The 26489-nt window shown below is 59.6% G+C and carries 22 protein-coding genes and 1 pseudogene; 10 read left to right on the top strand and 13 right to left on the bottom strand.

Annotation, left to right across the window (positions count from 1 at the left end; all coding sequences use genetic code 11):
• The first annotated feature begins 91 nt into the window (after window positions 1-91).
• A complete protein-coding gene (gene lysA, locus F6X24_RS07960) occupies window positions 92-1297 on the top strand; it encodes a diaminopimelate decarboxylase (protein WP_151087497.1) in 1206 nt (401 codons plus the stop codon).
• Window positions 1298-2140: 843 nt separating this feature from the next.
• Here the strand turns inward: lysA and F6X24_RS07955 are convergent.
• From F6X24_RS07955 to F6X24_RS07940, 4 genes and pseudogenes are all read right to left on the bottom strand, one after another.
• A complete protein-coding gene (locus tag F6X24_RS07955; RefSeq protein WP_191906511.1) occupies window positions 2141-2602 on the bottom strand; it encodes a transposase in 462 nt (153 codons plus the stop codon).
• Window positions 2603-2741: 139 nt separating this feature from the next.
• Window positions 2742-2915, bottom strand: a pseudogene (locus F6X24_RS19415) (transposase); the annotation flags it as partial.
• Window positions 2916-3770: 855 nt separating this feature from the next.
• Window positions 3771-4889: an outer membrane beta-barrel family protein gene (locus F6X24_RS07945; protein WP_229725425.1), complete on the bottom strand. Its 1119-nt coding sequence runs from the start codon at window positions 4887-4889 to the stop codon at window positions 3771-3773.
• Window positions 4890-4936: 47 nt separating this feature from the next.
• The gene (locus F6X24_RS07940; protein ID WP_191906509.1) at window positions 4937-6088 is read right to left on the bottom strand and encodes a TonB-dependent receptor; all 1152 of its coding nucleotides are present in this window, start codon (window positions 6086-6088) and stop codon (window positions 4937-4939) included.
• Between the two features lie 251 nt (window positions 6089-6339).
• On the opposite strand from F6X24_RS07940, the gene F6X24_RS07935 reads away from it, so the two are divergent.
• Together F6X24_RS07935 and F6X24_RS07930 are read left to right on the top strand one after the other, a co-directional pair.
• On the top strand, window positions 6340-7431 hold the full coding sequence (locus F6X24_RS07935; RefSeq protein ID WP_151087492.1) for a sensor histidine kinase: 1092 nt from the start codon (window positions 6340-6342) through the stop codon (window positions 7429-7431).
• A 23-nt stretch (window positions 7432-7454) separates the two neighbouring features.
• Entirely contained in the window at window positions 7455-8165 is a 711-nt protein-coding gene (locus F6X24_RS07930; RefSeq protein ID WP_151087491.1) for a LytR/AlgR family response regulator transcription factor, read from the top strand.
• A 492-nt stretch (window positions 8166-8657) separates the two neighbouring features.
• Here F6X24_RS07930 and F6X24_RS07925 read toward each other — a convergent pair whose 3' ends face one another.
• The gene (locus F6X24_RS07925; RefSeq protein ID WP_151087490.1) at window positions 8658-9074 is read right to left on the bottom strand and encodes a hypothetical protein; all 417 of its coding nucleotides are present in this window, start codon (window positions 9072-9074) and stop codon (window positions 8658-8660) included.
• A 128-nt stretch (window positions 9075-9202) separates the two neighbouring features.
• Between F6X24_RS07925 and F6X24_RS07920 the strand changes: the two genes are divergently transcribed.
• The 4 genes from F6X24_RS07920 (at window position 9203) to F6X24_RS07905 (ending at window position 11802) form a co-directional block, all read left to right on the top strand.
• Window positions 9203-9808, top strand: a complete 606-nt coding sequence (locus F6X24_RS07920; RefSeq protein ID WP_151087489.1) for a pentapeptide repeat-containing protein — start codon at window positions 9203-9205, stop codon at window positions 9806-9808.
• A gap of 66 nt (window positions 9809-9874) precedes the next feature.
• Entirely contained in the window at window positions 9875-10378 is a 504-nt protein-coding gene (locus tag F6X24_RS07915) for a cupin domain-containing protein (RefSeq protein WP_229725423.1), read from the top strand.
• The gene (locus F6X24_RS07910) at window positions 10378-11169 is read left to right on the top strand and encodes an SDR family oxidoreductase (RefSeq protein ID WP_151087488.1); all 792 of its coding nucleotides are present in this window, start codon (window positions 10378-10380) and stop codon (window positions 11167-11169) included. The genes F6X24_RS07915 and F6X24_RS07910 overlap by 1 nt, the downstream gene beginning before the upstream one ends.
• A gap of 105 nt (window positions 11170-11274) precedes the next feature.
• Window positions 11275-11802, top strand: a complete 528-nt coding sequence (locus F6X24_RS07905; RefSeq protein ID WP_151087487.1) for an NADPH-dependent FMN reductase — start codon at window positions 11275-11277, stop codon at window positions 11800-11802.
• Here the strand turns inward: F6X24_RS07905 and F6X24_RS07900 are convergent.
• The 3 genes from F6X24_RS07900 to F6X24_RS07890 form a co-directional block, all read right to left on the bottom strand.
• On the bottom strand, window positions 11799-13418 hold the full coding sequence (locus tag F6X24_RS07900) for a PepSY domain-containing protein (protein ID WP_151087486.1): 1620 nt from the start codon (window positions 13416-13418) through the stop codon (window positions 11799-11801). The genes F6X24_RS07905 and F6X24_RS07900 overlap by 4 nt on opposite strands.
• Before the next feature lie 92 nt (window positions 13419-13510).
• Window positions 13511-15847, bottom strand: a complete 2337-nt coding sequence (locus tag F6X24_RS07895; protein WP_151087485.1) for a TonB-dependent receptor — start codon at window positions 15845-15847, stop codon at window positions 13511-13513.
• Window positions 15848-15955: 108 nt separating this feature from the next.
• Window positions 15956-16336, bottom strand: coding sequence for a hypothetical protein (locus tag F6X24_RS07890; protein WP_151087484.1), 381 nt, complete (start codon window positions 16334-16336; stop codon window positions 15956-15958).
• Between the two features lie 316 nt (window positions 16337-16652).
• On the opposite strand from F6X24_RS07890, the gene F6X24_RS07885 reads away from it, so the two are divergent.
• The 3 genes from F6X24_RS07885 to F6X24_RS07875 are packed head-to-tail and all read left to right on the top strand — an operon-like array spanning window position 16653 to window position 19701.
• A complete protein-coding gene (locus tag F6X24_RS07885; RefSeq protein WP_151087483.1) occupies window positions 16653-17426 on the top strand; it encodes an MbnP family protein in 774 nt (257 codons plus the stop codon).
• 12 nt (window positions 17427-17438) lie between these two features.
• Window positions 17439-18563, top strand: a complete 1125-nt coding sequence (locus F6X24_RS07880; protein ID WP_229725422.1) for a cytochrome-c peroxidase — start codon at window positions 17439-17441, stop codon at window positions 18561-18563.
• 19 nt (window positions 18564-18582) lie between these two features.
• Window positions 18583-19701, top strand: coding sequence for a cytochrome-c peroxidase (locus tag F6X24_RS07875; protein WP_151087482.1), 1119 nt, complete (start codon window positions 18583-18585; stop codon window positions 19699-19701).
• Between the two features lie 59 nt (window positions 19702-19760).
• On the opposite strand, the gene F6X24_RS07870 is transcribed toward F6X24_RS07875, so the two are convergent.
• From F6X24_RS07870 to murC, 5 genes are all read right to left on the bottom strand, one after another.
• A complete protein-coding gene (locus tag F6X24_RS07870) occupies window positions 19761-20945 on the bottom strand; it encodes a glycosyltransferase family 9 protein (RefSeq protein ID WP_151087481.1) in 1185 nt (394 codons plus the stop codon).
• A 148-nt stretch (window positions 20946-21093) separates the two neighbouring features.
• Complete coding sequence (gene ftsZ, locus F6X24_RS07865) at window positions 21094-22611, bottom strand: cell division protein FtsZ (RefSeq protein WP_151087480.1); 1518 nt, start codon at window positions 22609-22611, stop codon at window positions 21094-21096.
• Between the two features lie 106 nt (window positions 22612-22717).
• Window positions 22718-24121 carry a cell division protein FtsA gene (gene ftsA, locus F6X24_RS07860; protein WP_151087479.1) on the bottom strand — a complete coding sequence of 468 codons (1404 nt, stop codon included), beginning with the start codon at window positions 24119-24121 and terminating at the stop codon, window positions 22718-22720.
• An 85-nt stretch (window positions 24122-24206) separates the two neighbouring features.
• Window positions 24207-24959: a cell division protein FtsQ/DivIB gene (locus F6X24_RS07855; RefSeq protein ID WP_229725420.1), complete on the bottom strand. Its 753-nt coding sequence runs from the start codon at window positions 24957-24959 to the stop codon at window positions 24207-24209.
• 114 nt (window positions 24960-25073) lie between these two features.
• Complete coding sequence (murC, locus tag F6X24_RS07850; RefSeq protein WP_151087477.1) at window positions 25074-26480, bottom strand: UDP-N-acetylmuramate--L-alanine ligase; 1407 nt, start codon at window positions 26478-26480, stop codon at window positions 25074-25076.
• Between the last annotated feature and the right edge of the window lie 9 nt (window positions 26481-26489).

Raw genomic sequence — 26489 nt, 5'->3', positions numbered from 1 at the left:
GACTTTTTTCGGAAATAACAATCGGCAGGGTATTTGGTCCGGGGCCTGGCCATTAAACAGGCCGCCTTCGGTCGTATTTTTGCCCGTACTTATGTCTGCACTTCCTGCCTCTACCCTACTGGCTGCCGCCGCGCAGTTTGGCACTCCGCTTTATGTGTACCAGGCCGATACTATTCGGGCTCAGTATCAAAAGCTTACTACTGCTTTCAGCGCTCACCCCACGCGGTTTTTTTACGCTTGCAAAGCGCTCACCAACGTAGCCATCCTGAAAGTGCTGCTGGAAGAAGGCGCGGGCCTCGACTGCGTGAGTATCAATGAGGTAAAGCTGGGGCTGCACGTAGGCTTCGCGCCTGAGAATATTCTGTTTACGCCCAACAGCGTGGCCTTTGAGGAACTGGTAGAAGCGAAAGACCTGGGCGTTAACCTCAATATTGATAACCTGTCGCTGCTTGAGCGCTTCGGGGCTACGTTTGGCGGCTCATACCCGGTTTGTGTGCGCCTCAACCCGCACATTGAGGCGGGCGGCAACTATAAAATATCGACCGGCCACATCGACAGCAAGTTTGGCATCAGCATTCACCAGCTGCGCCACCTCGAGCGCGTGGTGAAAGGCACCGGCCTGCACGTGCGCGGCCTGCACATGCACACGGGCTCCGAAATCAAAGACCTGAGCGTGTTTTTGCGGGTGCTCGACGTCATTTTCGAGGCGGCCCGTCGCTTTCCGAATCTCGATTTCCTGGACCTAGGCTCCGGCTTTAAAGTGCCTTACAAGCCCGGCGACCCCGAAACCGACGTAAACGGCCTGGGCCAGCAAGTGGCGGCCGCTTTCAAAGAGTTTGAGCACGAGTACGGCCGGCCGCTCGAAGCCTGGTTTGAGCCCGGCAAGTACCTGGTGAGCGAAAGCGGCTACTTGCTGGTCGAAGTTTCGACGGTAAAGCACACCACGGCTACGGTATTTGCGGGCGTCAATTCGGGTTTTAACCACCTCATCCGGCCCATGATGTACGATGCCTATCACTATATCAGCAACCTCTCGCACCCCAACGGACCGGAGCGCCTGTACACGGTAGTAGGCAATATCTGCGAAACCGACACCTTTGCCTGGGACCGCCTGCTGCCCGAGGTGCGCGAGGGTGACATATTAGCTTTTCACAATGCCGGAGCCTACGGCTTCGAGATGAGCAGCTCGTTCAACTCGCGCCTGCGCCCCGCCGAAGTGCTGCTTGATGGTGAAAAAGCCCCGCGCCTGATTCGCCGACGCCAGACGTTTGAGGATTTGCTGGCCGGGCAGGTATAACTTGAAGCTGGTTAGGAAGTGGATGAAAGCGAAAGAGCGTCATGCCTCGACAAGCTCAGCATAACGTTCGAGATAAAAGGGATAGACTTTCCAAACACCTTCCTTTATAACCTGATGTTACCTCACCGCGTTGCTCTCCGCGCAAACCACACCCCCTAGCCCCCTCTCCTTAAGAGAGAGGGCTAGGGGGTGTGAACAATTGAGGTAGCTTTGGTAATGCAAAAAGACTGGCACTGGCGCCTGCGGTGCGGGGTGCCGTAGCGGGGCTTGCCCGAGCGGTTCGGGGCCTGGGCTACCGTATCAGGGCGCCCGAGCCGCTGGAAACGCAAAACATTGTGAGTCAATATGCTGGCCGAACCACAGGATGATGCCGGACTCGACGAACTGATGGCCGATTCCACGATTATTTGCCCCACCAGCACGCGGCTGGGGTGCGAAAAAACGGTGCGCTGGCCTTGGGCCGCAACCGGGGCGGCTTTTCGACGAAGCTGCACCTGAGTTGTGACACGCAAGGGCGGCCTGGCCCCGGCGCTTACTGCCGGCCAGCGGATACCAGCCGACAAAGCCTACGAGGCAGACTATGTGCGCGACCAAGTACGCCCAGCCGGGACCGAGGCTGTCAGCGGTGGAATTCTTAGCCGATGGCGTGCCCGGCCTGCGGTCGCTGACCCGCTGTCTGAGTCTGAGTGCGGAAGCCAGTCATATCCTGGACTTGGCTCAAGTTGATGCGACCGGTGGCCGGGCCTTGCAGTACGGCTTGACCAGCATCAAATGGTATCTCTCGTCACTTTCACGTAGCCCTTGTCATCGCGCTGCTGCTTTTGCAGCTGTCTAAGAAGCTGTTTAAGTTAAGCGAGCGAGCCGGCGAATTTTAGCCACGTAGAGCCAGGCGTTAGCATGAGTCGTTTTGCGTTCGTAGTCCTTGGCTAGGCGCCGATTGTTGCCGGCCCAGGCAATACTGCGCTCGACTATCCAGCGTTTGGCGTGGATGAAAAAGCGGCCTTTTTGCGCCAGCACGCCCCTTGGCACTTGGACTTCGATGCCGCGCCGGGCTAGCTGCTGCCGGAAGCGCTGGCCGAAGCCCCCATCGACAAATACGGTTCGCACTTGGTCGAGCAATTCGTTGCTCAGCGCTAGAACATCCCAGACCTTGGCGGCGGTAGCACCGTCATGACAACTGGCGGCCACTACGCAGCTGCTCAATAAATTGCCTAGGGTGTCCACCAGAAAGAAGCGTTTGCGCCCCTTGACACGTTTGCCCGCATCGTAGCCCACGCGGGCCGTGCTGGTGGCCGTATTCTTCACGCTTTGACTGTCGAGGATAACGGCGGTTGGCTGGGCTTTTTTTTGCCCGTTCGCGGGCCCCAATGCTTATGCAGCCACTCACGCGCTCCCACGTGCCATCGGCGCTCCACTTGGCAAAGTAGCAGTACACCGTCACCCACGGCGGCAGGTCAGCGGGGACATCCCGCCAGACACAGCCGTTTTTAAGCACGTAGAAAAGGCCGTTCCCAATCGCTCGAAGTGGCCATTTGCTGGTGCGCTGCACAACAAAAAGTGGGGCAATGCGCTCCCATTGACGCTCAGTTAAGTCCGAGCTATAACGCTTTTGCTGCATGCAGCAAACTTACTAACTTAAATAGCTTCTAAGCACCCTCGCTGGCGGCAAGGGCGGTGCCCAGCAGGATGAGCTGGTGGCCGACTCGTGCGGCTTCAACTCCTGCAACAATAACACCAAGCAGCAAACGCTCTAGGCAGACGCCGTTAGGTGTTCTATTTCAGCAAAGAATCTTTCCCCGCGTCAAATCTGTCAACAAGCTCAGCAAGCCGTTCTCGCTCGAAAAAGCCACCGTCCTGGGCTGAGCGATGCGCGGTTGAGCACGTTGGCCGGGCGATGAGGATGGGTTTGGCTGAATAGGGTAATTACCCAGAGTTACCAGGTATACTTTTACAACCAGCCCTGCTGCTGAGATAGAGACACCCGCCTGGCGGCAAACAAAACGGTTCGTTGGCCAATTGGCCAACGAACCGTTTTGTTTGCCGCCAGGCGGGTACGCTTGCCAATGTATACCATTCGTTTATAATGATTTGCCTCATCGGGAATTCAGCACTGCCAGGTTAGGAATATGCTACCCCTGGCAAGACTAATGCGTGGCGCGGGCGGCTACTCACCAGCTCCCAGGTGCCATTGGCACTCTAGCCGGCAAATAGCCGTAGACCGTTGCCCACGGGGCAAGTCGGCGGGCACATCCCGCCAGACGCGGCCGTTCCTAAGCACATAGCAGATGCCTTAACGATAGCCGGGAGCGGCCACTTGCTCATACGCTGCACTACAAAAAGAGGCACTCTGCGCTGCCGTTGACGAGCGGTTAAGTCTACGCTATAACGCTTTTGCGGCATGCCACAAACTTGCTAACTTAACCCGTTTCTTAGCTGGCTGTGCATGGCCTGTCCCCGCCAGGGTGCCGCCCGGCTAGTGGCCGGCCCGGCCTTCTTCGTCGCTACTGCCGCTAGCATGGCTGGCGTGGGTTTTGCCACTGCTCAGCTTCATGGTGAGCGTCAGCGACACCCGGCGGCTCTCCCACTGGTTATTCCATACCATATTGATGTTGTTGTAGGTGACGACGCTGCGGTAGCGGTTGGTACGCAGCAGGTCGCTGGCGCGCAGGCTGAGCGTAGCGCGGCCGTTCCAGAGCTGCTTTTTGAGGCCCAGGTTCAGGTAGCCGCTCGACCGCAGGTAGTATAGCCCTTGCACACTGGGCGAGCTGTAACTGCCGCTAACCAGCAGTTGGTACTGCCTGGGCAGGCGCAAGGTGTGGTCGGTGTTGAAGGTGGCCGAAACGCGGCGCAGTTCCACCTGCTGTCCCTCTACCTGCGATTGCACCTCGCCGTAGCTCGCCACGAGCTGGTTGTCCATGCCCCACCACTTGGTCAGCTCCATATGCCCACCCGAGGTCAGACTCACCGTAAGCGCCTGGTCAAGGTTTTCGGGTCGGGTGGTGGTCACTTTGGTCTGGTCGTTCTGGTAAGTCACTAAATTCACCACGTTGGTTTCGCGCAGGTAGCTCAAGCTCAGCACCTGAAAATCACGATGAACATAGTTAATTACAAATGAGTTGGCTAGCGACGGCAATAAAAACGGGTTACCCTGGATAGCCGTGTAAGCATCCGTGTAGCTGACAAAGGGGTTCAGATTCTGGTAAGTGGGCCGCGTAATGCGACGGCCTGCCGCCACGCTCACCTGGTCGTGCTCCCCCACTTGGCGGCTGACGAAGGCCGATGGGAAAAGCTGAAAATAGTTGCGCTCTACCCGCTGGCTGGTGCCGGGCGACTGGCCCAACGAGTAGGTATGCTCCCCGCGCAGGCCGGCCTTTAGCTCCCATTGGTGCAGGGTAGTGCTCAGCGAAGCGTAGCCCGCCTCAATTACTTCGTCGTACTGAAACTGGTTGCTGCGGCTAGCGTCTGGCTGCCACTCGTCCTGCTGCAGCTGGTCGAAGGTAATGGCGCTATGGGTGGTCACCCAGCTGGCTTTCGCCCCAGCCTCGGCGCGCCAGGGGGTGCCGGCTAGCGGGTGAACGTAGTCGGCCTTCAAGGCCCGAATCAATACATCCGCGCTTTGGTCGCTGCGCTGCTGCCCACTCAAGGCACCAGTGGCACCAGGCGGGGGGGGGTGAGCACGTTGAACTGCTGGTGCAGGGCGCTGGTGTAGTGCACCAGGTCGGCGTCGGCCGTCAGCTCACGGCCGGTACTGTCTAAGGCCAGCCGGTAATTCAGATTGGTGCCCAAGTCGGTAGTGCGGGTGGTTTGCGGGTTGCTCATCGTGAGCTGGCCCGCCAGCTGCCCGTCGGCCGCGGTGGCCACCGACTGGCTGCTGAACTGCGCATCGGTGTGGTCGAGGGCGCCGCGCACCTGCACCCCCAGCGTCTGGCGGGCCGAGAGCGGAGCATCGGCCCCGGCCGCGTAGCTGAACGAGTTGTCATTGGAGTGCAGGTAATTTTCCTGCGCAAACGTAGTATCTCGAATTACTCTGCTGATATTAAGTAGGTTATACGAGCTGTAGTGCCCTACATCGAAGCGGCCGAAGGTGCGTAGCTTGCCCACGTTGTAGGCGAGGTTGGTGCTGGCCCAGCCTTTTTCGTAGCGGCCGTAGCCTGCCCCTACCGTGGCGGTGCCGGTAAGGCCGGCTAGCGTACTGTGCCGGGTACGCAGGTTAATAACCCCAGCTGTACCCGCCGCGTCCATGGAAGCCGGAGGCGTGGGCAGTAGCTCTATCTGGCTCAGGGCCGAGGCAGGCAGCGACTTCAGGTAGTTGCTCAGCGCGTCCCCGTTCAGGTAAGTCTGCTTGCCGTCGAGCAGCACCAGCATGCTGCTGCTACCCCGGTACACGATGTGGTCGTCCTTATCGAGGGTAACGCCGGGAGCCTTCTTAAGTACCTCCAGCGCGTTGTCGCCGGCCGTATTTAGCCGGTCAACGTTCACCACCGTGCGGTCGGCGCGCTGCTCCAGCATGGGAAGGCGGCCCTGCACCAGCACCTCCTTCAGGGCGGTAGGAGCAGCTTGCGGGCGCAGGGGCGGCACTACCACCAAGCCGGGGCCCACTACGGCCAGCGCGTAGCGAGCCGGCCCATAGCCCAGCGGTAGGGCACGGATAACGTAGCGGCCGGAGGCTACCTGCTCGAATTGATAGGCCCCCTGGATGCTGGTAGCTTTAGTGCCCACTAATACCGAGTCGGGTAGCCGCAGCAGCAGCACCGGCGCATAGGGCAGCGCCTGGCCGCTTCCGTCGGCCACAGTGCCTTGGACCGATGCTTGGCCTACGCTCAACCGCGGATACATTAATGCTAGCAAAAACACCCCCATGAAATAAAGTACCAGCCTGTTCATGCGTAATTGGAAAATGAATTTCCCAAAGGTTTCGCGTGGCTCGCCTCGATTCAAATAATATTATCTAACTTACCCTAAACAAGGGACGAAACAGTCTGGCAACAATTTTATCTTGCCCAGCTGACCAGCATTATAGTGGCTGGCAGTAGTTTTAAGTCATGCATGATACAGCTACTTTTGAACGTGATAGCCCTACGGCCAGCCAGTATTTCTATCATATTGCCTGGTATTGGCACATCCTCACCTGGTTGGCTGTGGCTGGTTACTTAGTATTAGGCGACTATCTATTTAACCGGTCCGGCTATCAGGGGCTGTGGTTCCGCGCTTCGTTTCTACTAGCCAGCATCAGCGAGTTCTATTTGTGCTACCTGCTGCTGTATCCCCATCTGCTGCGGTCGGAACGCCTGCGGTGGTTATTGCCTGGGCTACTGGGGGCCGTGCTGGTGTTCACCGGGTTGCGCTATGGCCTAGACGAAACGCTATACCCAGCCTTACTGGGCTTCCGCAACTACACTTCCGACACGACGCTTGTCTACTACCTGCGTGACAATCTCTACTATTCTATTCCCATGCTGGTGCTGAGCGCGGCTGTGTGGGCCGGGCAAGTGGTGCTGCGCCGCGAGTACGAGAACAAGCTGCTAAATACCGAGCGGCGGGTGGCAGAGTTGGCCTTTCTTAAAACCCAAATAAATCCTCATTTTCTATATAACACCCTCAATATGCTCTACGGTCTGGCCTACGAGGACAACGGTCCGCTAGCCAGTGGCCTGCTCCAGCTAGCCGAGCTGATGCGATATATGCTGCGCGACACCCCTGACGGGCTAGTAGCACTCAGCCAGGAAATCGACTACCTGGAACACTATCTGGCGCTTTATCGCCTGCGCTATACCCAGCAGTTTTGCGCTGACATGTTTGTAGAAGGCGATTCAGGTGGTCATCGTGTGGCACCGCTCTTGCTCGTACCCTTTGTCGAGAATGCGCTCAAGCACGGCGTACTTGATGACCCTGCCACCCCCGTGCGGCTACGGCTGCGGATGCAGCCCGGCGAGGTAGAATTTACCGTCGAGAATCACTGCCACGATTGTCAGACTGATACTACCAGCGGTATTGGGCTAGCCAACTTGCGGCGGCGACTAATGCTACTCTATAAAAATCGTCACACATTGCGCGTGGGTTTCACCGGGCGTGTGCATGTAGCTTACTTGCGGCTATTGTACGAAACCCCACCGGCATTTCCGGGCCAGCCTTAACGTATAATTTTTCGGTCATCCTTATGATCCGCTGCTTAGTAATTGACGACGAGCCGCCTGCGCTGGCCATCTTGGCTAACTACATCCGGCAGGTACCCTTTTTGGAACTAGTGGCTACCCTGACCGACCCCGTAGCAGGCCTGGCTCGGTTGCAGCAGGGCCACGTCGATTTATTGTTTCTCGACATCCAGATGCCTCGCCTCACAGGCTTGCAGCTGCTGCGCCTCTGTGGACCGTGTAAGGTAGTGCTCACTACGGCCTATGCTGAGTATGCACTCGATGGCTTCGAACATGACGTAGTAGACTACCTACTTAAGCCTATTTCATTCGAACGCTTTCTCCGGGCAGTCAGCAAGGTGCGGGCGCCTTTATCTATCCCGGCTAGTCCTCCTTCCTTCGTCCCCCCCCCGGTCTACTTCTTCGTGAAAGGCGAAACAAAAACCAAATATCTTCGCGTGAAGTATTCTGATATTATTTATGTAGAAAGCCTGCATAATTACGTAATACTGCATCTCCCGGCTGGGCAACGCATTATTACCTATCACACCTTAAAGGAGATGGTGGAGTTGCTGCCGCGCCCCCCTTTTCTGCGCGTTCACAAGTCCTATATCGTGTCGCTCGACCATGTGCGCATTCTTGATGGTAACACCATTCACGTGCACGACAAGGAACTACCCGTGGGAGAGACATATCGCGAGCAACTATACCAACTGGTGCGGGCCAGCAGGCCTTAGGTGCTGAGTCGTAAGAGGTAGTGGTGCCACTTGGGATAGTCTAAGAAGGCTGAGGTGGGCGGGTAAATCTGGCTAGAACAGGGTCTAAGCTTTCCATCGTCATGAAAGACAATGCTCTTCCCGCCAAACTTCGGCACTATGACGCCGCCTGCCGGGCCAAAGCTTTGCGCCTGGCCAGTGAAAGTCGCTCGACCCAGGCTGCGGCGTGCGCTCCATATCGGCCTCAAACGGATTTATGGGTATTGTAATGGACTACCACCATCTGCCTGGCACGGGCTGCAGTTCGGCGAAGGCGACCCCTTACTGGTGCAGTTAATGGCTACAACGAGGTACGGACGTTCTTCTTTGATGCGGACTTCAGCAAAATCGACAGGCATACCGCCAAACGGATAATCCTTAAATGTAGCTGCTCCAGAGTGTGCTGGTGGAGCTTCACAGCTATAGCCATAAACTATACGAGCAGCTAAAGCCGGAGCGCCTCGCTTTCGCTGCCTACCCCTGGCTTGCCAGCCAATTGATTGCTTCCGTATCGTGCTCGAAGCTGCGGTAAGTATGGCCGAGCTTGCGACTGGTCATTACCATGCTCGTCATGGCCAGGCGGGCAAATACGTCGTGCGCCACTACCACCGCTCCGTAGCGGTAACCATTTTCGAGCACGGCGCGGGGCAGCCACTCGGTAGTCATCCAGGCTTCTTCGCCGCTGGTAAACGGACTCATCTGCTGCTGGTCGATGAGGAGCTTGCTCCAGCCCCGGCGCTGCAGGGCTTGCCGGGTGTGGGTGAGAAGCGCCCGAAACTGACTTTCTTCGCGGGAGCCGGCGTAGTACTCGAGCCGCAGATAGGCCAGCGGCTCTTCCCAGAGGCAGCCAACATCGTTTTTAAAGTATATAGTACGGGCGGCAATAGTCATTAGCACAGGGAAAGGATGGGCTTTGGCCGGGCCATAACCGGCCGGCAAAAGCGGCCGGAGCCTCAACAACCCGCTTTAAACCGCCAAGCCTGCCAGAGGTTACCCGTTAGCAGCTTTACTTTTAGCGCATGAAATCCCGCCGCAAAGTCGCTACCCTTCGCAAGCCCGCTAACTTTCCGGCCGAAAACGTGCTTACGGGCCTTACCATACCGGGGCTGCTGGCGCTGGGCCGCGACGTCGAGCAGTGTCACTTCGTGAATTGCGACTTCGGCGAAGCCGACCTGAGCGGGCTGCGGCTCGAAGACTGCCTGTTTGAGCGCTGCAACCTGACCACCGTCAAGCTCAGCGGCACCGCTCTGCAAAACGTGGCGTTTGCCGACTGCAAGCTGCTGGGCGTGGCGTTTGGTGCCTGCCAGGACATGCTGTTTGGAGTGCATTTCGACGTTTGTCAGCTCCGCTACGCCTCGTTTGGGGGCAAGCGCCTGGCCGGCACACGCTTCGTGAAATGCAAGCTGGACGAAGTCGATTTTACCAATGCCGACCTGAGTGCAGCCGTGTTTCAGGACTGCGACCTGGCGGGCACCATTTTTCACGATACTCAGCTGGGCGGGGCCGATTTTACGACGGCCACCGGCTTTAGCATCGACCCCGAAGCCAATTATCTGGCAGGGGCGCGCTTTACGCTGGCCGGCCTGCCGGGCCTGCTCACCAAGTACGGCCTGGCGATAGAATAAGGCCCGCGGCCCGCGGGCTAGTGGTGCCGACCCCGTATCTTGGTCATCCATATCAACTCCATTCGTATGTCTGACACTCCCATCCGCCCAGCCACGCACTACCGCTGGGACGACATGCCCAAAGACGAGCTTTCTAACACCATTTCGCGCCGCCTCATCACCGGCGACCAGATGATGCTCGCTCACGTGTACCTCAAAAAAGGTGCGATTGTCCCCAAGCACTCGCATCATAATGAGCAGATTACCTATATTCTGGAAGGGGCGCTGCGCTTTCACCTGGGCGAGGATGAAAGCCAGGAAGTCATCGTGCGGGCCGGCGAGGTGCTCACTATTCCCTCGCACCTGCCCCATAAGGCCGAAGCGCTGGAAGACACTCTCGACGTAGACGTTTTCAGCCCCCGCGCCAGGACTGGCTCGACGGCAGCGACAGCTATTTGCGCAAGTAGCTGTTTGACAACGAAGCGGTTTAGGAAGTCGGGGCCGAAGCGGGCTGCCGGCTGCCTAAACCGCTTCCATCTGTCATTGCGCGCCTCGCCAAGCAAGGATGATTTTTATTTTCTACTCTACTAATGGACTTAGGACTAAAAGGAAAAGTTGCCCTCGTGGCGGCGGCCAGCAAAGGGCTGGGCCGCGCTGTGGCCGAAGAGCTGGCCGCCGAAGGCGCAACGCTGGTGCTCTGCGCTCGCACCGACGAAACGCTGCAGCAAACCTGCGCCGCCATCCGCCGCGCTACCGGGGCGCAGGTACTGGGCGTGGCGGCCGATGTAGCCAACCCCGCTGATGTGGCACGGGTAGTGCAGGCCGCAATGGCGCAGTTTGGCCAAATTGATATTCTGGTAACCAATGCCGGCGGGCCGCCGGCCGGCACCTTCGAGCAGCACGACGCGGCGGCCTGGGACGCCGCCACGCGCCTGCTGCTCACCAGCGTAGTGGAGCTGACGCGCGCCGTGCTGCCGGGTATGAAAGCCCGCGGCTGGGGCCGTATTCTCAACGTAACCTCTATCTCGGTGAAGCAGCCCATCGGCAACCTGCTGCTTTCCAATAGCCTGCGCGCGGCCGTTACGGGCATGGCCCGCACCCTGGCCAATGAAGTAGCGGCCGATGGCATCACGGTCAATAATATTTTGCCCGGCTACACCCGCACCGAGCGCGTGGAACACCTGGCCGGCGCCGCCGCTGCTCGCGAAGGCATCACCAGCGAGCAGGCTACCGAGCGCTGGACCAAGGAGATACCTATGGGCCGCCTCGGCGAGCCCCGCGAGTTTGCGGCGCTGGCTGCCTTCCTGTGCTCCGAGCGGGCCAGCTACATTACGGGCACCTCCACGGCGGTGGATGGCGGCTGGCTGCGCGGGCTTTATTAGGAATTCAGACGGTGTGAGTACTGGGTATTTTCAGCGACTTTCGGCCCTATTGAAAACATCGGCCGTGGTTAACCATTACTCACTATCCATTAACCGTTAGTACCCTTGCTTACTCTGCTTATCGGCACCAACCGCCCTCAGTCGCGCGCCCGGCGCGTGGCCGATTTTTACGCTACCATTCTGGATGAGCTGGGCGCAGCCTACCAGTTTCTGGACTTGCTGGAGCTGCCGGCTGATTTTCTCAATACCACGCTCTACCACAACGCCGGCCGGCACGATGGCTTCAATGAGTTTATCGCGCCGCTCGACCGCTCCGATAAGCTCATTATTATTGCGCCCGAGTACAACTGCTCGATTCCGGGGGCCCTCAAGTCGTTTATCGATGCCCTGCCCTACCCCGGCGGTATTCGGGGCAAAAAAGCGGCCCTCGTGAGCCTGAGCAGCGGCAGCATGGGTGGGGCGCTGGCCCTGAGCCACCTCACCGATATTCTGTTTTACCTGGGCACCACGGTGTTGCCGCAGCGCGTGCGCCTGCCCCATATCAGCCAGCACCTCTCGCCCGAAGGCGAGGTTAACAGCCCGCTCTTCCGGCAGCTGCTGCGCGAGCAGGCCGAAGCTTTGCTAAACAGCTAGCGCCGGGTGCGTAGCAGCAGCCCCAGGCCATACAGCGTTACGCAGAGCACGCCCAGCGCCGAAAGCATGGCTACCGCGTCGCGGATATTTTTGCCTGCCCAGTCCATCAGGAAAAACTTGTGGAGCACGGCAAACGACAAGCCCTCGCGCCGGTCGCCATCGGTGACGAGCGCCGCCAGGCGGCCGCTGGCCGGCTCTACGTACAAGGCAGTGTGCCCAGGCGTGGCAAAGGCCAGCTTCACTACCGGCAGCCGTTTATTCACAAATCCATATTCTTCAGTGAATTTGGTTACCAGCTCGGGGCTGAGCAGGTTGGCCTGAGCGGGAGCCGGGCCGGCAGCCGGCGTGCCGATAGCCGTGGTGGTTTCGGCGGTGAGGGCGGGGGCAGTGCAGCAATCGGGCAAAGCGCCATCTTCAGCGGCCCCGGTAGCGCTGAGGGCCGCCGGCTGGCCATTCAGCCGGGTCATAAACTCCTGGCCCAGCTCGCGGGCGTAGGTCAGCTCGCCGTTGGGCAGCAGCTGGCCGTCGCGGGTGCTGCGGTACTGCACCTGCTGCTTGCCGGCAGCGTCTTTGCTCACGAGCCGATAGTAGGGCTGGCCGCCCACCCGCACCAGCGACACCTGCTGCACCGGCACCGCGCCGCCCAGCGCCTCCTTTAAAGGCCAGGTCAACTCGCTGGTGGCGAAGGCACTAACCCGCGCAACTTCCTCGCGGCGGTCGGGCGTAAATTTTTGAATGAGATGGTAGCTGGCGCTCAGGGCGAAGGTAAACGTGACAAAAGCCACCCACAGGCCCAGCGTACGGTGCCGGCGGCGCAGCCAGCCTACCTGGTCCTGGGCCGAGCGGGGCTGCCGCAGCTTTTTGCGCACGAAGCCATAGATAAGCAGCCCGCTCAGCGCCGACAGCCAGATAATGGTGGTGAATACCAACATAATACCCAGATGCAGCGGCCGGGGCAGCGCATCGAGAAAATCCCAGTTGTGCAGCATGCCAAACGTCCATAGAAACCGGGCGCGGGCGTGGTTATTAAAGGTGCCCATCCGGCTCTGCCCGGTTTCGACGAAGATGGCCATGCCATCGGGCCGGGCAAACGTAATTTTCCAGACCGGCAGCAGCCGGTTGATAAACTTGTAGTCGGCCGTGTAGTGCGTCAGGCGCTCGGCACCGGCAATGGCCGAGGTCGAATCGGCCAGCAGGTAGCGGGCCACGTCTTCGGCATAGGCCCGGTCGCCGCCGGGTAGCTCGTGGCCGGTAGTGGCCGCAAAGTAGCGTAGCCGCCCCCGAAAATCGGTGACCTGGTATATAGCCTCGCGGCGATAGTGTACCACGCGCACGTTTTGCACGGCCGCCAGGTGGTTTTGAGTCAATACCTGAGCCACGGGCAGCGCCAGCTTGGCGGCCGAAAGCGGCGGCGCCGGCACCGTTTCGTGGGCGATAAACGGCCGCAGTAGGTTGGACATCAACGGGTGCGAAAGGCCGCTGAGCGTCCACATCAGCACCGGCACTACTGTTACCAGGCCCAGCATGCGGTGCCAGCGGTAGAGATAGCGGCCCACAAAGCGCCGAATGGGCGAGGCAGCCGGAACCGCTACGCGGGAAGTCGAGGTTGTTTGCATAAAAGTCGTAAGCAGGGTAGCGTGGACTCTGCAGGTCCGCGCGTAAGTAATACTATACCGGTCATCCTACGCGCAGACGCGCAGAGTCCACGCTACTTGGCTTTGGCGGCGAAGGTGTAGCCCAGGCCCAGCGTGTAGGTGCGCGGCGCGGCGGCCTGGTAGGTAGTGCCGTACTGATTGGCCGTTACTACGCTGGCATACAGCTCATTGGTAAGGTTTATTACGTTGGTCCACACTTCAAGACCGCGCAGGCTGGCTTGCGGCAGGCGGTAGCCCAGGCGCAGGTTCAGCAGGTTGTAGCCGGCGTAGGTCTTGGTATTATCGGTGCTGGTATAGTAGGAGCCAATGCGCTGGTATTCCAGCCCCAGCCGGGCGCCGGGCACAAAGCGCGGCTTATAAAACACTTCGGCATTGACAATCCAACCGGGAGCGCCCGCCATGCGGTTACCGGCATAGTCGAAGTTCTTGCCATTTACTACTTCACTGTAATCCAGGTAAGTATGGCGGGCATTGGTACCGCTGAGCCGAAAATTCACCTCCGATACCGGCGCGTACGTCAGCGAATATTCAACGCCCTGGTGGCGCGTAGCCCCCGCGTTGGCGCTCTGCGTGGTATTGTCGGCCTGCAGCACGCTGATAATCTCGTGGCGGCCTTCCATCTGGTACACGCTCAGGTCGAGGTACACCTTGCGCTCGAACAGCGCCACCCAGCCGCCCGCCTCGTAGTTCGTAAAATTGGCCTGCTGCAGCTCAATCTGCTGGCGCGAGCTGTAAAGGCTGCTGGTTTCGGGCGGCTGAAAGCCCGTGCTGAAATTGGCATACACGCCCCGGTTCTCGCCCAGCGCGTAGGTCAGGCCCAGCTTAGGCGCCACGATGTTGTAGATATTATCCTGGGCCGCTTTCTTCGTAGTCTGGCTGCCGCTCAGGTTATTGCTGAATTTATACTGCACCCGGTCGTAGCGCAGGCCGCCCACGAGGCGCAGGGCCTCCGTGGCCTGCACTTCGTACTGCGCATAGGCGGCGGTATTAACCAAGTCTATTTTATAGTCGTCGAGGTAACGACCGGTATCGGTATAGCCCGTGTAAAAATTATTGGCAACATCCTTCTGAATGGCCAGGTAGCGGGCAAAGTACGTGCTGGGGCTGTAGTCAAAATATCCGCCCACAATCAGCCGCGAATTGAGAAAGCCCAGGTCGGCCCGGTGCTGCACCAGCGCCCCGTAGCTCCTGAATGACTGGTTATTAACCTGTCCGTTGGAGCTTTGATACACGCCATTCACGCGCACATCGGCAATGTAGTAGCTCGGCAGCTGCCCGGTTGAGTTGTAGCGATAAAACCCCGTAAGCGCCGTTTGCTGGCTCGGGCTCCAGTCGTGCTCCAGGCGCAGGCTGCTGCGCACGGCCGTCACCACGCGGTTGGTGAAGCGGTTGTTGCTCTGGTAGCGGCGGCTGTAAAAGTGCGCGCTGTCGAGCGTGCCCGGCGTTTGGGTATTCAGATAGTTATACGTACCCATGCCGATAAGCCGGGTTTTCGGACTAAAAGTATAGTCGGCCCGCGCTGTCCACGACTGCTTATCGAAGTCGGTGTAGTCCTGCCAGCTGTTGCGCTGCCGGGCCATGTAGCCGCCCGCGTACAGCCCCAGCCTGCCCACCGTGCCGCTGGCGCTGGCGTCGGCCCGGCGGTAGCCAAAGCCATCGCCCTGCACCGACACGCCCGCCGTGGGCAGCGGCGCAGGCTTCTGGGTCAGGAAGTTAACTGCCCCCCCAATGGCATTGGAGCCGTAGAGCGACGAGGCCGGGCCTTTCACCACCTCTATGCTGCGCACACCGGCCTGGTTTATCTCATACAGCGCATTGTGGTTGAAGATGCCGATGGGCCGGATGGGCAGGCCATCTTCCAGGTAGAGATACACCGCGTTGGTGCTAATAGGCTGCCGGATAGCCATCATGTGCTGTTCATTGCCCAGGTCTACCATATATACACCGGCCACTTTATTGAGCAGCTGGTAGGGCGCTGTGGCCTTGGTATCGGCAATGAGCTGCGGCGACACCTGGCTGATGGCAACGGGGGCTTCCGTACGCTTTTCCTGCTCGCGGCTCGCCGATACCACTACGCCCTGCAGGCTTACCGGCGCGGCTTCGAGGCGCACCGTCAGGGGCCGGCCATTGGCCGGCACGTGTACCCGCTGCGCGTTATACCCAACAAATGAGATGGTTACCTCACTAGTCGGGGTAGCTCCGGCCAGGGCAAAGTGCCCGTTGGGGTCGGTAGTCGTGCCAATGCTTCCGCCGGGCACGCTGATGCTGACGCCGGGCAGCGGCTGCTGCGTCTGGGCATCGAGAATAGTGCCGCGCAGCGCGGCAGCCTGCTGGGCCTGGGAGCTGCTGGCGCAGACCGCCAGCCCGGCAGCAATAAAAATAGATTTCATCCTTGCTAGTCAAGCTATTAACAAACAATAAGGGGCTAGGCTCAACTGGCTGAACTACGCGCAGGCGCACTTCCTGCCAATTGGCGGGCAACTCCCAGACGAGGATTGTTAGCAGCCTAGCGGCGGACGGAATACCGCGCCCAGGGGAGCGGCGTAGTGGCCCGGCACCAGCGGCGCGTGGCGGACGGCGGGCGCGCAGGCCACTGTTGGCTGCACAGCCAACTCTACCCCTGCCGCAAAGGCGGCGGGCAGCATTTCCAGGCGCTCTTTGAGCGGGTTGGGGGCTTTGTTTTCGCGGTCTTGCTGCTGCTTGAGCTGCTTGGCAAAGTAGCACTGGCCGTCGCAGTGCAGCTCAGGCCGGGCCTTATTCACGCAAAAGCGCGCCGTGATGGTAGCCCGGTTCAGCGCAAAATCTACCACCAACACCTCCCGGCTGAAGGTTTGCAGCAGCACTAAGGCAACGAGCAGGTAGGCAAAAACAGACTTCACGCGCGGGAAAGAGGCAAGCGACAACAAAAGTACGGCACTCAGCGATTGTTGGATGCTGAGCCAGCGCAATGCCCGGTTTCTTCACGCTATTTATAAGCGGCAGTGCTAGCTTAGCAACTGTAAATCTGTTATTCCGGCGCGTTGCCGGGTAGCTTAAAGCACCGTTGGGCAAGCTGAACTTTCCGCCCCGGCCCCTTGTGTAGCTAAATCATGGCCGCCATGCTTACCAACCCGGCACCGGGCGCTCTGTTTATCAGACAAGCTCAGTTACTCAGCCCCTACTAACTGTCCTACTCATCTCGCAGCCCTTATTCCGATGAAAACCTCTAAGCATTTCCTCTTTTTCGGTCTGCTGCTTGTCGCTTCGATGGCCGGTATGCAGGGCTGCAAGAAAGACAGTGACCTCCAGACGCCCGGCGAGGTCGACCTGCAGATTAGCAACGTAGTCGGCGCCAAGCCTCTGGCGCTGGATGGAACCACGTACAGCACTCCGGCGGGCGAAACGTTCAGCGTCAGCACGTTCGAATACTATATATCGAATATCAAGCTTACTAAAAGCGACGGCACCGTGTATGCCGCGCCTAACACCTATTTTTTGGTCGACCAGGCTAAGCCCGCCACGCAGCACCTGGCCATCACGGGCGTACCGGCCGGCACGTATACTGGCGTGAGCTTTATCATCGGCGTGGACGCGGCCACCACCCAGGCCGACCCGCTCGCGCTGACGGGCGTGCTTAACCCGGCCAACAGCATGTACTGGACCTGGAACACGGGCCACATCTTTCTAAAAATGGAAGGTACCGTGACCTCGGCCGGGCGGCCCATCGTGTGCCACATCGGCGGCTACACCGACCCGTACAATGCCATCGTCACGGCTACCCCATCGCTTACTGGCAAAACCTTGTCGGTCAACGGCACCCATACTTCCACCATCAGCCTTTCGGCCGATGTGCTGAAACTCTTTGATGGCGTCAGTCACATCACGCTCAGCACTTTTTCGAATACCATGATGCCCGGTGCTGAGGCTGTGCAGGTAGCCAAAAACTATGGCGCGGGCATGTTTAGCGTCACCCAAACCCAGGATAACTAACCTACTAGCGCCGTGCTGCCCTTTCGTCCCCAACGGCCGCGCATTGGTTGGCTGGCCGGCCTGGGCCTGGCCAGCGGCACGCTTTGGGTCTTGCTGAGCGGCACCCGGCCCGAGGCGATTCCGGGCACAGTGCAGCCGGCCAATTTTCCGGCCATGCGCTATGGCCTGGTCAGAAATGAGCCCGACCAGGCCGCCTTCGAGTTGGGGCGCACGCTGTTTTATGACCCGCGCCTGTCGAGCGACGGCAGCATTTCGTGCGGCTCGTGCCACCAGCAAAGCCGGGCCTTTACCGATGGCCGCGCCGTGCCGGTGGGCGTGGCCGGCCGCCACAGCCGGCGTAATGCCCCGGCCCTGCAAAACCTGCGCTGGCGGCGCGGCTTCATGGCCGATGGCGGCGTGCTGGGCCTCGAGGCGCAGGCGCTGGCACCGCTCACCAGCCCCCAGGAAATGAACGAGCCCCTGGCCGACGCCCTGGCCCGGCTCAACGCCGACCCTGAGTATCGCCGGCGCTTTGCAGCCATCTACGGGCCGGGTAAAATTGATACGCCGCAGTTTTTGCGGGCGCTGGCACAGTTTACGGCGGCGCTCACCAGCGCCAACTCGCGCTACGATAAATTTGTGCGCCATGAGCCGGGCGGCACCCTTACGGCCCCGGAGCTGCGCGGCCGGGCCTTGTTTCAAGGCAAGTGCAGCAGCTGCCACGCCACCGATTTATTTACCGATGAGTCGTTTCGCAACAACGGCCTCGATGCCACTTTCCCGGTCGATTCGGGCCGGGCGCACATTACGCTGCAGCCCGCCGATGCGGGCCGCTTTAAGGTGCCGAGCCTGCGCAACGTAGCCCGCACTGCGCCCTACATGCACGATGGCCGCTTTGCCACGCTGCCGCAGGTGCTGGCGCACTACGCCCGCGGCGTGCGCCCCTCGCGCACGCTCGACCCGCTGCTGCGCCAGCCCGACGGCCGCCTGGGCATTGCGCTTTCCGCCAGTCAGCAGCGTGAAATAATTGCTTTCCTGGCAACGTTGACCGACCAGCAATTTCTGACCGACCCCCGCCTGGCCGCCCCGGTGCGGGAAACCAGGGCGACCCCACCCCGCGTTATCGACGCAAAAGTCGTGGCATTTCAGCATCGATAATTTTTTATTATATAGGATAATGACTATTATTAACCTTCGGGTGCTGGCCTTCCTGCTCGGCGGCATGCTGCTGGGCGGCTGCGGTGGCAAGGGCAGCATCGACCCCGTCACGCCTACGCCGGTGGTACCCACTCCCACGGCCTATGCCCTTACGCTACCGGCCGGCTTTCCTACCCCGGTAATTCCGGCCGATAACCCGCTCACCAACGAAGGGGTGGCGCTGGGGCGCATGCTGTTTTACGAAAAAGCGCTTTCGAGCACCGGCATCATGAGCTGCAGCTCGTGCCACCAGCAAAGCAAGTCCTTTACCGATGGCCTGCCGCTGGCCGTAGGCGTCGATGGCGTAGCTAATCCGCGCGGCACCATGTCGCTGGTAAACGTGCTCTGGAGCACCCAGCTCACCTGGGACGGGGCCTTTACCACCCTCGAAACCCAGGCCCAGAAGCCGCTTGAAAATACCATTGAGCTGCATCAGCCGCTGGCGGCGAGCGTAGCCAAGCTCCAGGCTACCACCTTGTACCCACCCTTATTTGAGGCCGCCTTTGGCACCAAAACCATTACGCCCGCGCTCACGCTCAAGGCGCTGGCGCAGTTTGAGCGCACTATTATTTCCAGCAATTCGCGCTACGATAAATACGTGGCTACCCGCGCCGGCTTCAGTGCCGACGAGGTAGCGGGCTTGCAGCTCTACACAACGCACATTGCGCCGGGCGTGGTGCGCGGGGCCGAGTGCTTCCACTGCCATACCCAGCCGCTGATGTCGTCGGGCTACGCAGGTAAGTTTTTCAATAACGGCCTCGACGTTACGTTTGCTGACCCCGGCCGGGGTGGCATCACGCTCCTGGCTGTCGACCAGGGTAAGTTTATCGCGCCCACGCTGCGCAATATTGCCCTGACGGCCCCCTACATGCACGATGGCCGCTTCAAAACCCTGGAAGAAGTGCTCGACCACTACTCCGACCACGTGCAGATGGCCAGCCCCAACCTCGACCCCAACCTTATCCAGGGTATCAACGACCCGCCCTTTGGCACGCATATGGACCTTACGCCCACCGAAAAGCGGCAGGTGCTGGCCTTTCTGAAAACTCTGACCGACTCCACCATTATTACCGACAAGCGCTTTTCCAGCCCGTTTTAGGCTTTCTGCTGTTTAGGGCCTGCCTATGAAATGGCTGGCACCGAAAATGTCTGTTAGTGTCAGCCTAGTAGCTCCTCAGCTGCTGCTGCTACCCGAGCGGGCGTAATCAGCCGGATATCCGGGTCGTGTGCGGGGCGGCTAAAGTCACCCTGCGCAAACCGCGCTTCCTGGCTGGGCGGAAACAGACAGCGGCACGGCGCCCGCAGCAGCGCCGGTGGATACGGGAAGAATTTGCCATAATTTTCCCCCATCAGCAGCACCAGGCAGGGGGTACCGGCCTGCGCGGCCAAATGAGCAGCCACGGTATCGTTGCTAATAAGCAGGCGTGCGCCCGCTAGCAGGGCAGCCAGGCCGGGCAGGTCGGTTTGGCCGCACTGGTTTTCCAGTGGCACCGTGGGGCCGGCAGCCTGGGCTATCTCCTGCGCCAGCCGGGCATCGGCAGGACTGCCGGCCAGCACCAGCCGATACCGGCTGCCATAGCGCTGGTGCAGGCCCTGCGCCAGCCGGGCAAAGTGCCGGGGGGGCCAGCGCTTGCGCCGGGCACTGGCTCCCGGAAAAAGTACTATATAAGGAGTACCTGCTGCTACCTGTACTGCATGCTGCACGCTGGTGGGCAGCTGCAAAGGCGCGGGCTGGGGCAGTTCGGTAGCCAGCCCGGTAGCGCGCCGCCAGTTTTCAAAAAACTCCCGGTTGCGGTCGTACTCAAACAGCACTGCCGGCGTGCTGGGCAGCAGCAGCGTGAAGCCTGCGTCGAGCAACTGGTACTCGGGGCCGGGCCGGAGCGAACCCTCGCTGGCAATGCACACGGGAGCTTTTAAGAACTGCACAAAGGTTTCGACCGCCGGCTCCCGCACGTGCAGCGGATAGATTATCTCGCCAAAACCCTTACTCCCAATTTGGTGAAGCACTTCGTGGCGATAGGCCAGGTCGGTCATAAAGCGCCCAGTATCCAGCACCAGCAGCTCATCAAAACAGTCGGCATCCCAGGCACGAGCCAACGGGGCCCATACGGCATTAGCCAGCAGCGTCAGGTGCTGCCCTCTCTTGCGCACTTCCTCACTCAGGCGGCGAAGCCAGGGGCGATAAAGCAGGTAGTCGCCGATAGAGTCGTGGCGCAGCACCAGCACCCGCCCGGCATCGGGCCGCGCCTGGTTTTCCAGCGCAGCGGCATCGGCGCTACGAAGGGTTTCCAGCTTACGCCGACGGCGAAACGCCCGATAATGCTCACCCAACGTACGAAACATGGGCGTAAAGTTACTGGCCGGCCTCCAATCCAATATAGTAAACCCGGTAGGCTGCCCGGCACGCTTTATCAACGGGCGCTAAACAGCCCGGCCCCGTCTGACAAGTCAGGCGGGGCCGGGTGAGCATTGCGTTTAGCGAAGGCAAGCCTTAGTCCACGTTATCGTGCAAAAAGCGGTTATCCCCCAGCAGCTCGTTGTCATCGCTTAGGTTAAAGCGCGAGATATTTTGCGCGCTGCTCGGCGTTACGGGCTCCAGCTTCTGGCCGCGGCGCAGGTAAGCCGGCGTATCGAGGTGCGTGGTGGCATCGGGCGAGAGGCCCTGGCTCTGGCTCAGTTGCTGCAAGCGACGGCGCCGCTCTTCGGCCTGAGCCTCCAGCATGGCCGGCCGGGGGCGGGCTGCCGCCGGCTGCTGAGCGGCTTGCTGGCCCGATAGCAGCACCGGGTCGCCGGGTGCGGTAATGGGCACCCCGGCCAGGCCAGTCTGGGCGTTGGGCGTGTTCGGGCCGTTCAGCTCGTAGGTTACCCGCGCGGGCTCGGGCGTGGTAAAGGTGGGTACTACCGGGGCCGGCCCCGCTTGAGCTACCGGCGCGGGCTGGGCCGGCCGGTCCTTATCAAGGTTACCCGATACTTCGGCCACTGGCGTGGCGGCTACGGGCTCGGGCGTGCCCTCGGCACGGCCGTTGGTAGCGATGGTGTGCGCCTCGCGGGCAAAGCCCGTGGCGATTACCGTCACGCGAATGCTCTGGCCCAGCGTTTCGTCGGTGCCGTGGCCAAAAATCATTTCCGCATCTGCGCCGGCCTTGCCCTGGATGTATTCCGTGATTTCCGACAGCTCATCCATTTCCAGCTCGGCCTGGTCGCCCGACATAATGCTGAGCAGAATGCGCTGCGCCCCCTGAATATCGGTGTTGTTGAGCAGCGGCGAGTTCAGAGCTTCCTCGGCGGCGCGGCGGGCGCGGTTTTCCCCCTCCGTCACGGAGCTGCCCATTACGGCCGCGCCCGAGTCCTTCATCACCGTTTTCACGTCCTCAAAGTCCACGTTCACGTCGGCCGTCACCGTAATGATTTCGGCAATCGACTTGGCGGCCGTGGTCAGCACCGTATCGGCCTTGGCGAAGGCCTGGCCCATTGTCAGGTTGCCGTAGAGCTGGCGCAGCTTATCGTTGAGAATCACCAGCACCGTATCGCAGTGCTCGCTCAGCTCCTTGATACCCTGCTCGGCCTGGTCGCGCTTCTTCTTGCCCTCAAACAGGAAAGGAGCCGTGACGATACCCACGGTTAGAATATTCAATTCCTGCGCTACCTGCGCGATAACCGGCGCGGCGCCGGTGCCGGTGCCGCCACCCATGCCCGCTGTGATAAACAGCATCTTAGTGCCGTTGCTCAGCAGCTCCCGGATTTGCTCGCGGCTTTCGAGGGCAGCTTGCCGGCCGCGCTCGGGCTTGGCCCCGGCCCCGAGGCCTTCGGTCAGGTCCACGCCTATCTGGAGCTTATTGGGCACCGTGGAGCTTTCGAGCGCCTGGCGGTCGGTGTTGCAGATAATAAACTCCACGTCCTTGATGCCCTGCTTATGCATGTGCTTCACGGCGTTGGAGCCCCCGCCCCCTACCCCAATCACCTTGATGATGGAGCGGCTCTGGGCCGGAATGTCGAAGGTGAAATTCATAAAGATTCATTTAACATCCAACATTCAACATATAACAACCTGCTAGACAGACTGCTAAGGCTCAAAGCCCAACTGTTAAATGTTAAATGATAATTGTTAAATGAGATTAATATTGCTTGTCGTCAAAATCGTCAATCAGAATACCCTTGAGCTTGCGCGTAATGTCGCCCAGGAACTTGAGTCCCTTCTGCTCTTTGGGTGGCTTGGGGGCCTCGGGCGCCGTAGCCGCCGGCGCTACGGGCGCGGCCGGAGCGGGCGTAAAGCTCGGCACTACCGGGGCCGCCACGGGAGCCACCGGCTGGTAGCTGTAAGGCGGTATTTCTTCCTCGCCGTAGCCGGGGCGCGCCACGCGCTCGTCCTGCGCCTGGTAGCCGGCCAGCACCAGGCCCACGCCGGTAGCGTGCATGGGCGACTTCACATCCTCAATCTTACCCTTACCCAGGTGCTGATTGGGGTAGCCGATGCGCGTATCGAGGCCGGTGAGGTACTCGGTCAGCTGCTCCAGGTTCTGGAGCTGCGAGCCGCCGCCGGTCAGCACTACGCCGGCCGAGAGCTGGTCCTGCAGGCCCATCCGGTAAATTTCGGCATATACCAGCTCGATAATCTCCGACATGCGGGCCTCAATGATATACGCCAGATTCTTGAGCGATACTTCTTTGGGCGGGCGGTTGGGCAAGCCCGGAATGCTCACGATTTCGTAGTCGCTGGCTTCCTCGGCAATGGCTTTGCCAAACTTCACCTTCAGCTGCTCGGCCTGGTTGGGCGTCACGTTGCAGCCCTGCTTGATATCCTGGGTAATGATATTGCCGCCGAAGGGCAGCACCGCCGCGTGGCGAATAATACCATCTTTGAAAACGGCCAGGTCGGTAGTACCGCCGCCGATGTCAATCAGCGCCACGCCCGCCTCTTTCTCTTCGTCGCTAAGCACCGATACACTCGAGGCCAGCGGCTCCAGAATGAGGTCGGCAATAGCCAGCCCGGCCTTGGTCACGCATTTATTAATGTTGTTGATAGCTGCGCTCTGAGCCGTGATAATGTGAAAGTTACCTTCCAGGCGCACGCCAGCCATGCCGATGGGGTCGGTGACGCCGCCTTCAAAGTCAACCTTATAATCCTGCGGCATTACGTGGATAATCTGCGAGCCCGGCGGGGTCACCAGCCGGTACATATCGGCGGTGAGGCGGTTCACGTCGTCCTGCGTAATCTCATTGTCGCCGCTGGGCCGGGTAATGGAGCCATTGTGCTGCAGCGACTTGATGTGCTGCCCCGCAATGCCCACATTTACCACCCCAATGTCGATGCCCGACTGCTCTTCCGCTTGCCGGATGGCCCGCTTAATTGCATCTACGGTTTTATCGATATTCAACACAAGGCCGCGCTGTACCCCTTCCGACACGGCCTTGCCCATGCCCAGAATCTCGAGCTTACCGTACTCGTTTTTGCGGCCCACTAAGGCGCAGATTTTCGTGGTGCCGATGTCGAGGCCGACGACTATTTTATCTTGTTGCATAGGGGCAGAGTGGGCAGTGAAAGAGCAGTAGCTAATTTGGTTAGCAGAATGTATAAAAAATATATTTTTGGTTACCAGGCAGTTACTACTCGCAAATTATTTGATTTTGGTATTCTACGTTTATGCGATGGTACGTATCCCAGCCTAGCACTGAGGGAATTTGACGGTAAAATACCATCAATTTGGCGAATTTTTCCGAAATATCTTCGGGGACTCCAAACTCGATACGCTGGTCGCCCACCTGCTGCGTAAAGCTGAGCTTGCCGCCCGGCTCCACAAAAACTTCGGCCACCTGAGCCCGCCAGAAGGGATGCTCATCGACAAAGCGTAAAAAATCGAGGTAGCCCCGGCTGGTACTATCCTGAAAAAAATTGCTGGGCAGCGTGCCGCCGCCGGCCCGGCTCACGGTGGCCACCCGCGCCGTGTAGAGCGGCGACAGCGGCAGCCGCCGGCCATTGGCATCGACGTAGGTATCGAGGCGGTCATCGGGGTGTACCAAACGGGCGATGGGCCGGTTTTGGTGCACGTCGGCGTGCAGATTGCCGGCGAGGTCGCGGTACACCTGCGCATCGCGCACGAAAGGGTGCGCCTTTAACCGGTTTTCCAGCTCGCGCAGTCGCGGGCCTTCGGGCACCGTGCCCAGCACCGGCTCTTTACCGCCATTGGTAAGGAGCGCTGTTACGCCGCGCTCGCTGATAAAATAATTATTGAACTCGTTGGCTACGTTTACCACTACATTTTGCACCGGGCGGTGCGCCTGCCGAAAGGCCGCAAACGCCGCCATGCTACCCAACCCCAGCAGGCAGGCAAGCGCGACAAGCAGATTGCGAACGGTCATATCCATAAAATTGCATATTAGCCCTTATCTGGTTTATTTTGCAGCCTCACCCGCGCTATAATTAGCGCAAGCTTCAGCTAAACAAAGGAAGATAAAACGAGCAGATTATATTTTTTAGTTTTGCGGAATTTCTGTGGAATCCAGTAGCTTTTTAAGCTGCGGTACCAGGGTATCAATGTCGCCGGCTCCTACGGTTGCCAGCACGTCAAATGTAGAATTATTTCGGGTATTTTCCAATACTTGCTGCTTGGTTTGCAGCGATTTAGCTGGCGAAGTAATTGCCGTGAGCAACATTTCCGCAGTTACGCCCGCTATGGGCAGCTCACGCGCCGGATAAATATCCAGCAGCACTACTTCGTCGGCCAGACTCAGGCTTTTTGAAAACCCTTCGGCAAAGTCGCGGGTGCGGGTAAATAAATGCGGCTGAAAAATAACCCGTATTTTTTTACCGGGATATAAGGCGCGCAACGAGCGCAGAAAAGCTTCAATTTCGCGCGGGTGATGGGCGTAGTCGTCTACGTATACTTTATCAGCCCTGGTTACAATAAATTCGAAGCGCCTTTTAACGCCCCGATACGTAGCCACGGCCTCAGGGAGTTGCATTTCACGCACTCCAAATAATTGTGCGGCCGCGGCGGCGGCCAGCATATTTTCAATATTGTGAAAGCCGGGCACGGCTAACTTCAACCCCGCCACGACGCCCTGTGGGCTGTGCAGGTCGAAGTGAAACTGATGTCCTTCGGTGGTAATATTTCCAGCAAATAAGTCGAGGTGCGGCGCAGCCGCCAGGCCGTAGCGCAGCACCCGCGTGCCGGGCGGCACGGCCGCCGCCACCCGCTCGTCGGCAGTGTGGTTGAGCAGCAGCGTTCCGCCGGGCTTCAACTGGCCAACGAATTGACAGAAAGAATCGATAAGCGCGCTTTGCTCCCCGTAGATATCCAGGTGGTCGGCATCGGTACTGGTCACGATAGCTACATCGGGGTGCAAGGTCAGAAAGCTGCGGTCGTATTCGTCGGCTTCCACCACTACCGGGGCCGTGGCGCTTTTGGGCAGCAACAGATTGGAGCCCAGATTTACGGAGATACCGCCCAAAAAAGCCCCGGCGTCGAGGCCGGCCTGACGCAGCAAGTGCGCTACCATGCTACTGGTAGTGGTTTTGCCGTGCGTGCCGGCCACCGCAATCGTAGGCCGGCCCTGGGTGAGCACGCCCAGCACCTGGCTGCGCTTGCGGATATCGTAGCCCTGCCCGCGCAGCCAGGCCCATTCCAGGCTGGTGGCCGGAATAGCCGGCGTAAGCACCACCAGCGTACGGGCCTTGTTTTCCCGAATTTCCGACGGAATATTTTCGACTGCATCGGCATAATGCACGGCAATTCCTTCGGCCTGCAAGGCCTGGGTCAGGGGGGTTTCAGTTTTGTCGTAGCCGCTCACCTGGTGGCCATTGGCTTTAAACCAACGGGCCAGCGCCGACATGCCGATGCCGCCGATGCCGAGGAAAAATACGTAGGGAAACTGCTGCATTATGAGGTT

Origin of the sequence: Hymenobacter baengnokdamensis, from assembly GCF_008728635.1 — a bacterium.
GTDB lineage: Bacteria > Bacteroidota > Bacteroidia > Cytophagales > Hymenobacteraceae > Hymenobacter > Hymenobacter baengnokdamensis.
Note: the sequence above shows the minus strand (reverse complement) of the source record. Positions and strands in the feature narration are given on the sequence as shown.

What these genes read in the sequence shown, in the direction of transcription:
- lysA (WP_151087497.1), top strand. Translation starts at nt 92, where the DNA reads ATGTCTGCACTTCCTGCCTCTACCCTACTGGCTGCCGCCGCGCAGTTT.
- F6X24_RS07935 (WP_151087492.1), top strand. Translation starts at nt 6,340, where the DNA reads ATGCATGATACAGCTACTTTTGAACGTGATAGCCCTACGGCCAGCCAG.
- F6X24_RS07930 (WP_151087491.1), top strand. Translation starts at nt 7,455, where the DNA reads ATGATCCGCTGCTTAGTAATTGACGACGAGCCGCCTGCGCTGGCCATC.
- F6X24_RS07925 (WP_151087490.1), bottom strand. Translation starts at nt 9,074, where the DNA reads ATGACTATTGCCGCCCGTACTATATACTTTAAAAACGATGTTGGCTGC.
- F6X24_RS07920 (WP_151087489.1), top strand. Translation starts at nt 9,203, where the DNA reads ATGAAATCCCGCCGCAAAGTCGCTACCCTTCGCAAGCCCGCTAACTTT.
- F6X24_RS07915 (WP_229725423.1), top strand. Translation starts at nt 9,875, where the DNA reads ATGTCTGACACTCCCATCCGCCCAGCCACGCACTACCGCTGGGACGAC.
- F6X24_RS07910 (WP_151087488.1), top strand. Translation starts at nt 10,378, where the DNA reads ATGGACTTAGGACTAAAAGGAAAAGTTGCCCTCGTGGCGGCGGCCAGC.
- F6X24_RS07900 (WP_151087486.1), bottom strand. Translation starts at nt 13,418, where the DNA reads ATGCAAACAACCTCGACTTCCCGCGTAGCGGTTCCGGCTGCCTCGCCC.
- F6X24_RS07895 (WP_151087485.1), bottom strand. Translation starts at nt 15,847, where the DNA reads ATGAAATCTATTTTTATTGCTGCCGGGCTGGCGGTCTGCGCCAGCAGC.
- F6X24_RS07885 (WP_151087483.1), top strand. Translation starts at nt 16,653, where the DNA reads ATGAAAACCTCTAAGCATTTCCTCTTTTTCGGTCTGCTGCTTGTCGCT.
- F6X24_RS07875 (WP_151087482.1), top strand. Translation starts at nt 18,583, where the DNA reads ATGACTATTATTAACCTTCGGGTGCTGGCCTTCCTGCTCGGCGGCATG.
- F6X24_RS07870 (WP_151087481.1), bottom strand. Translation starts at nt 20,945, where the DNA reads ATGTTTCGTACGTTGGGTGAGCATTATCGGGCGTTTCGCCGTCGGCGT.
- ftsZ (WP_151087480.1), bottom strand. Translation starts at nt 22,611, where the DNA reads ATGAATTTCACCTTCGACATTCCGGCCCAGAGCCGCTCCATCATCAAG.
- ftsA (WP_151087479.1), bottom strand. Translation starts at nt 24,121, where the DNA reads ATGCAACAAGATAAAATAGTCGTCGGCCTCGACATCGGCACCACGAAA.
- F6X24_RS07855 (WP_229725420.1), bottom strand. Translation starts at nt 24,959, where the DNA reads ATGACCGTTCGCAATCTGCTTGTCGCGCTTGCCTGCCTGCTGGGGTTG.
- murC (WP_151087477.1), bottom strand. Translation starts at nt 26,480, where the DNA reads ATGCAGCAGTTTCCCTACGTATTTTTCCTCGGCATCGGCGGCATCGGC.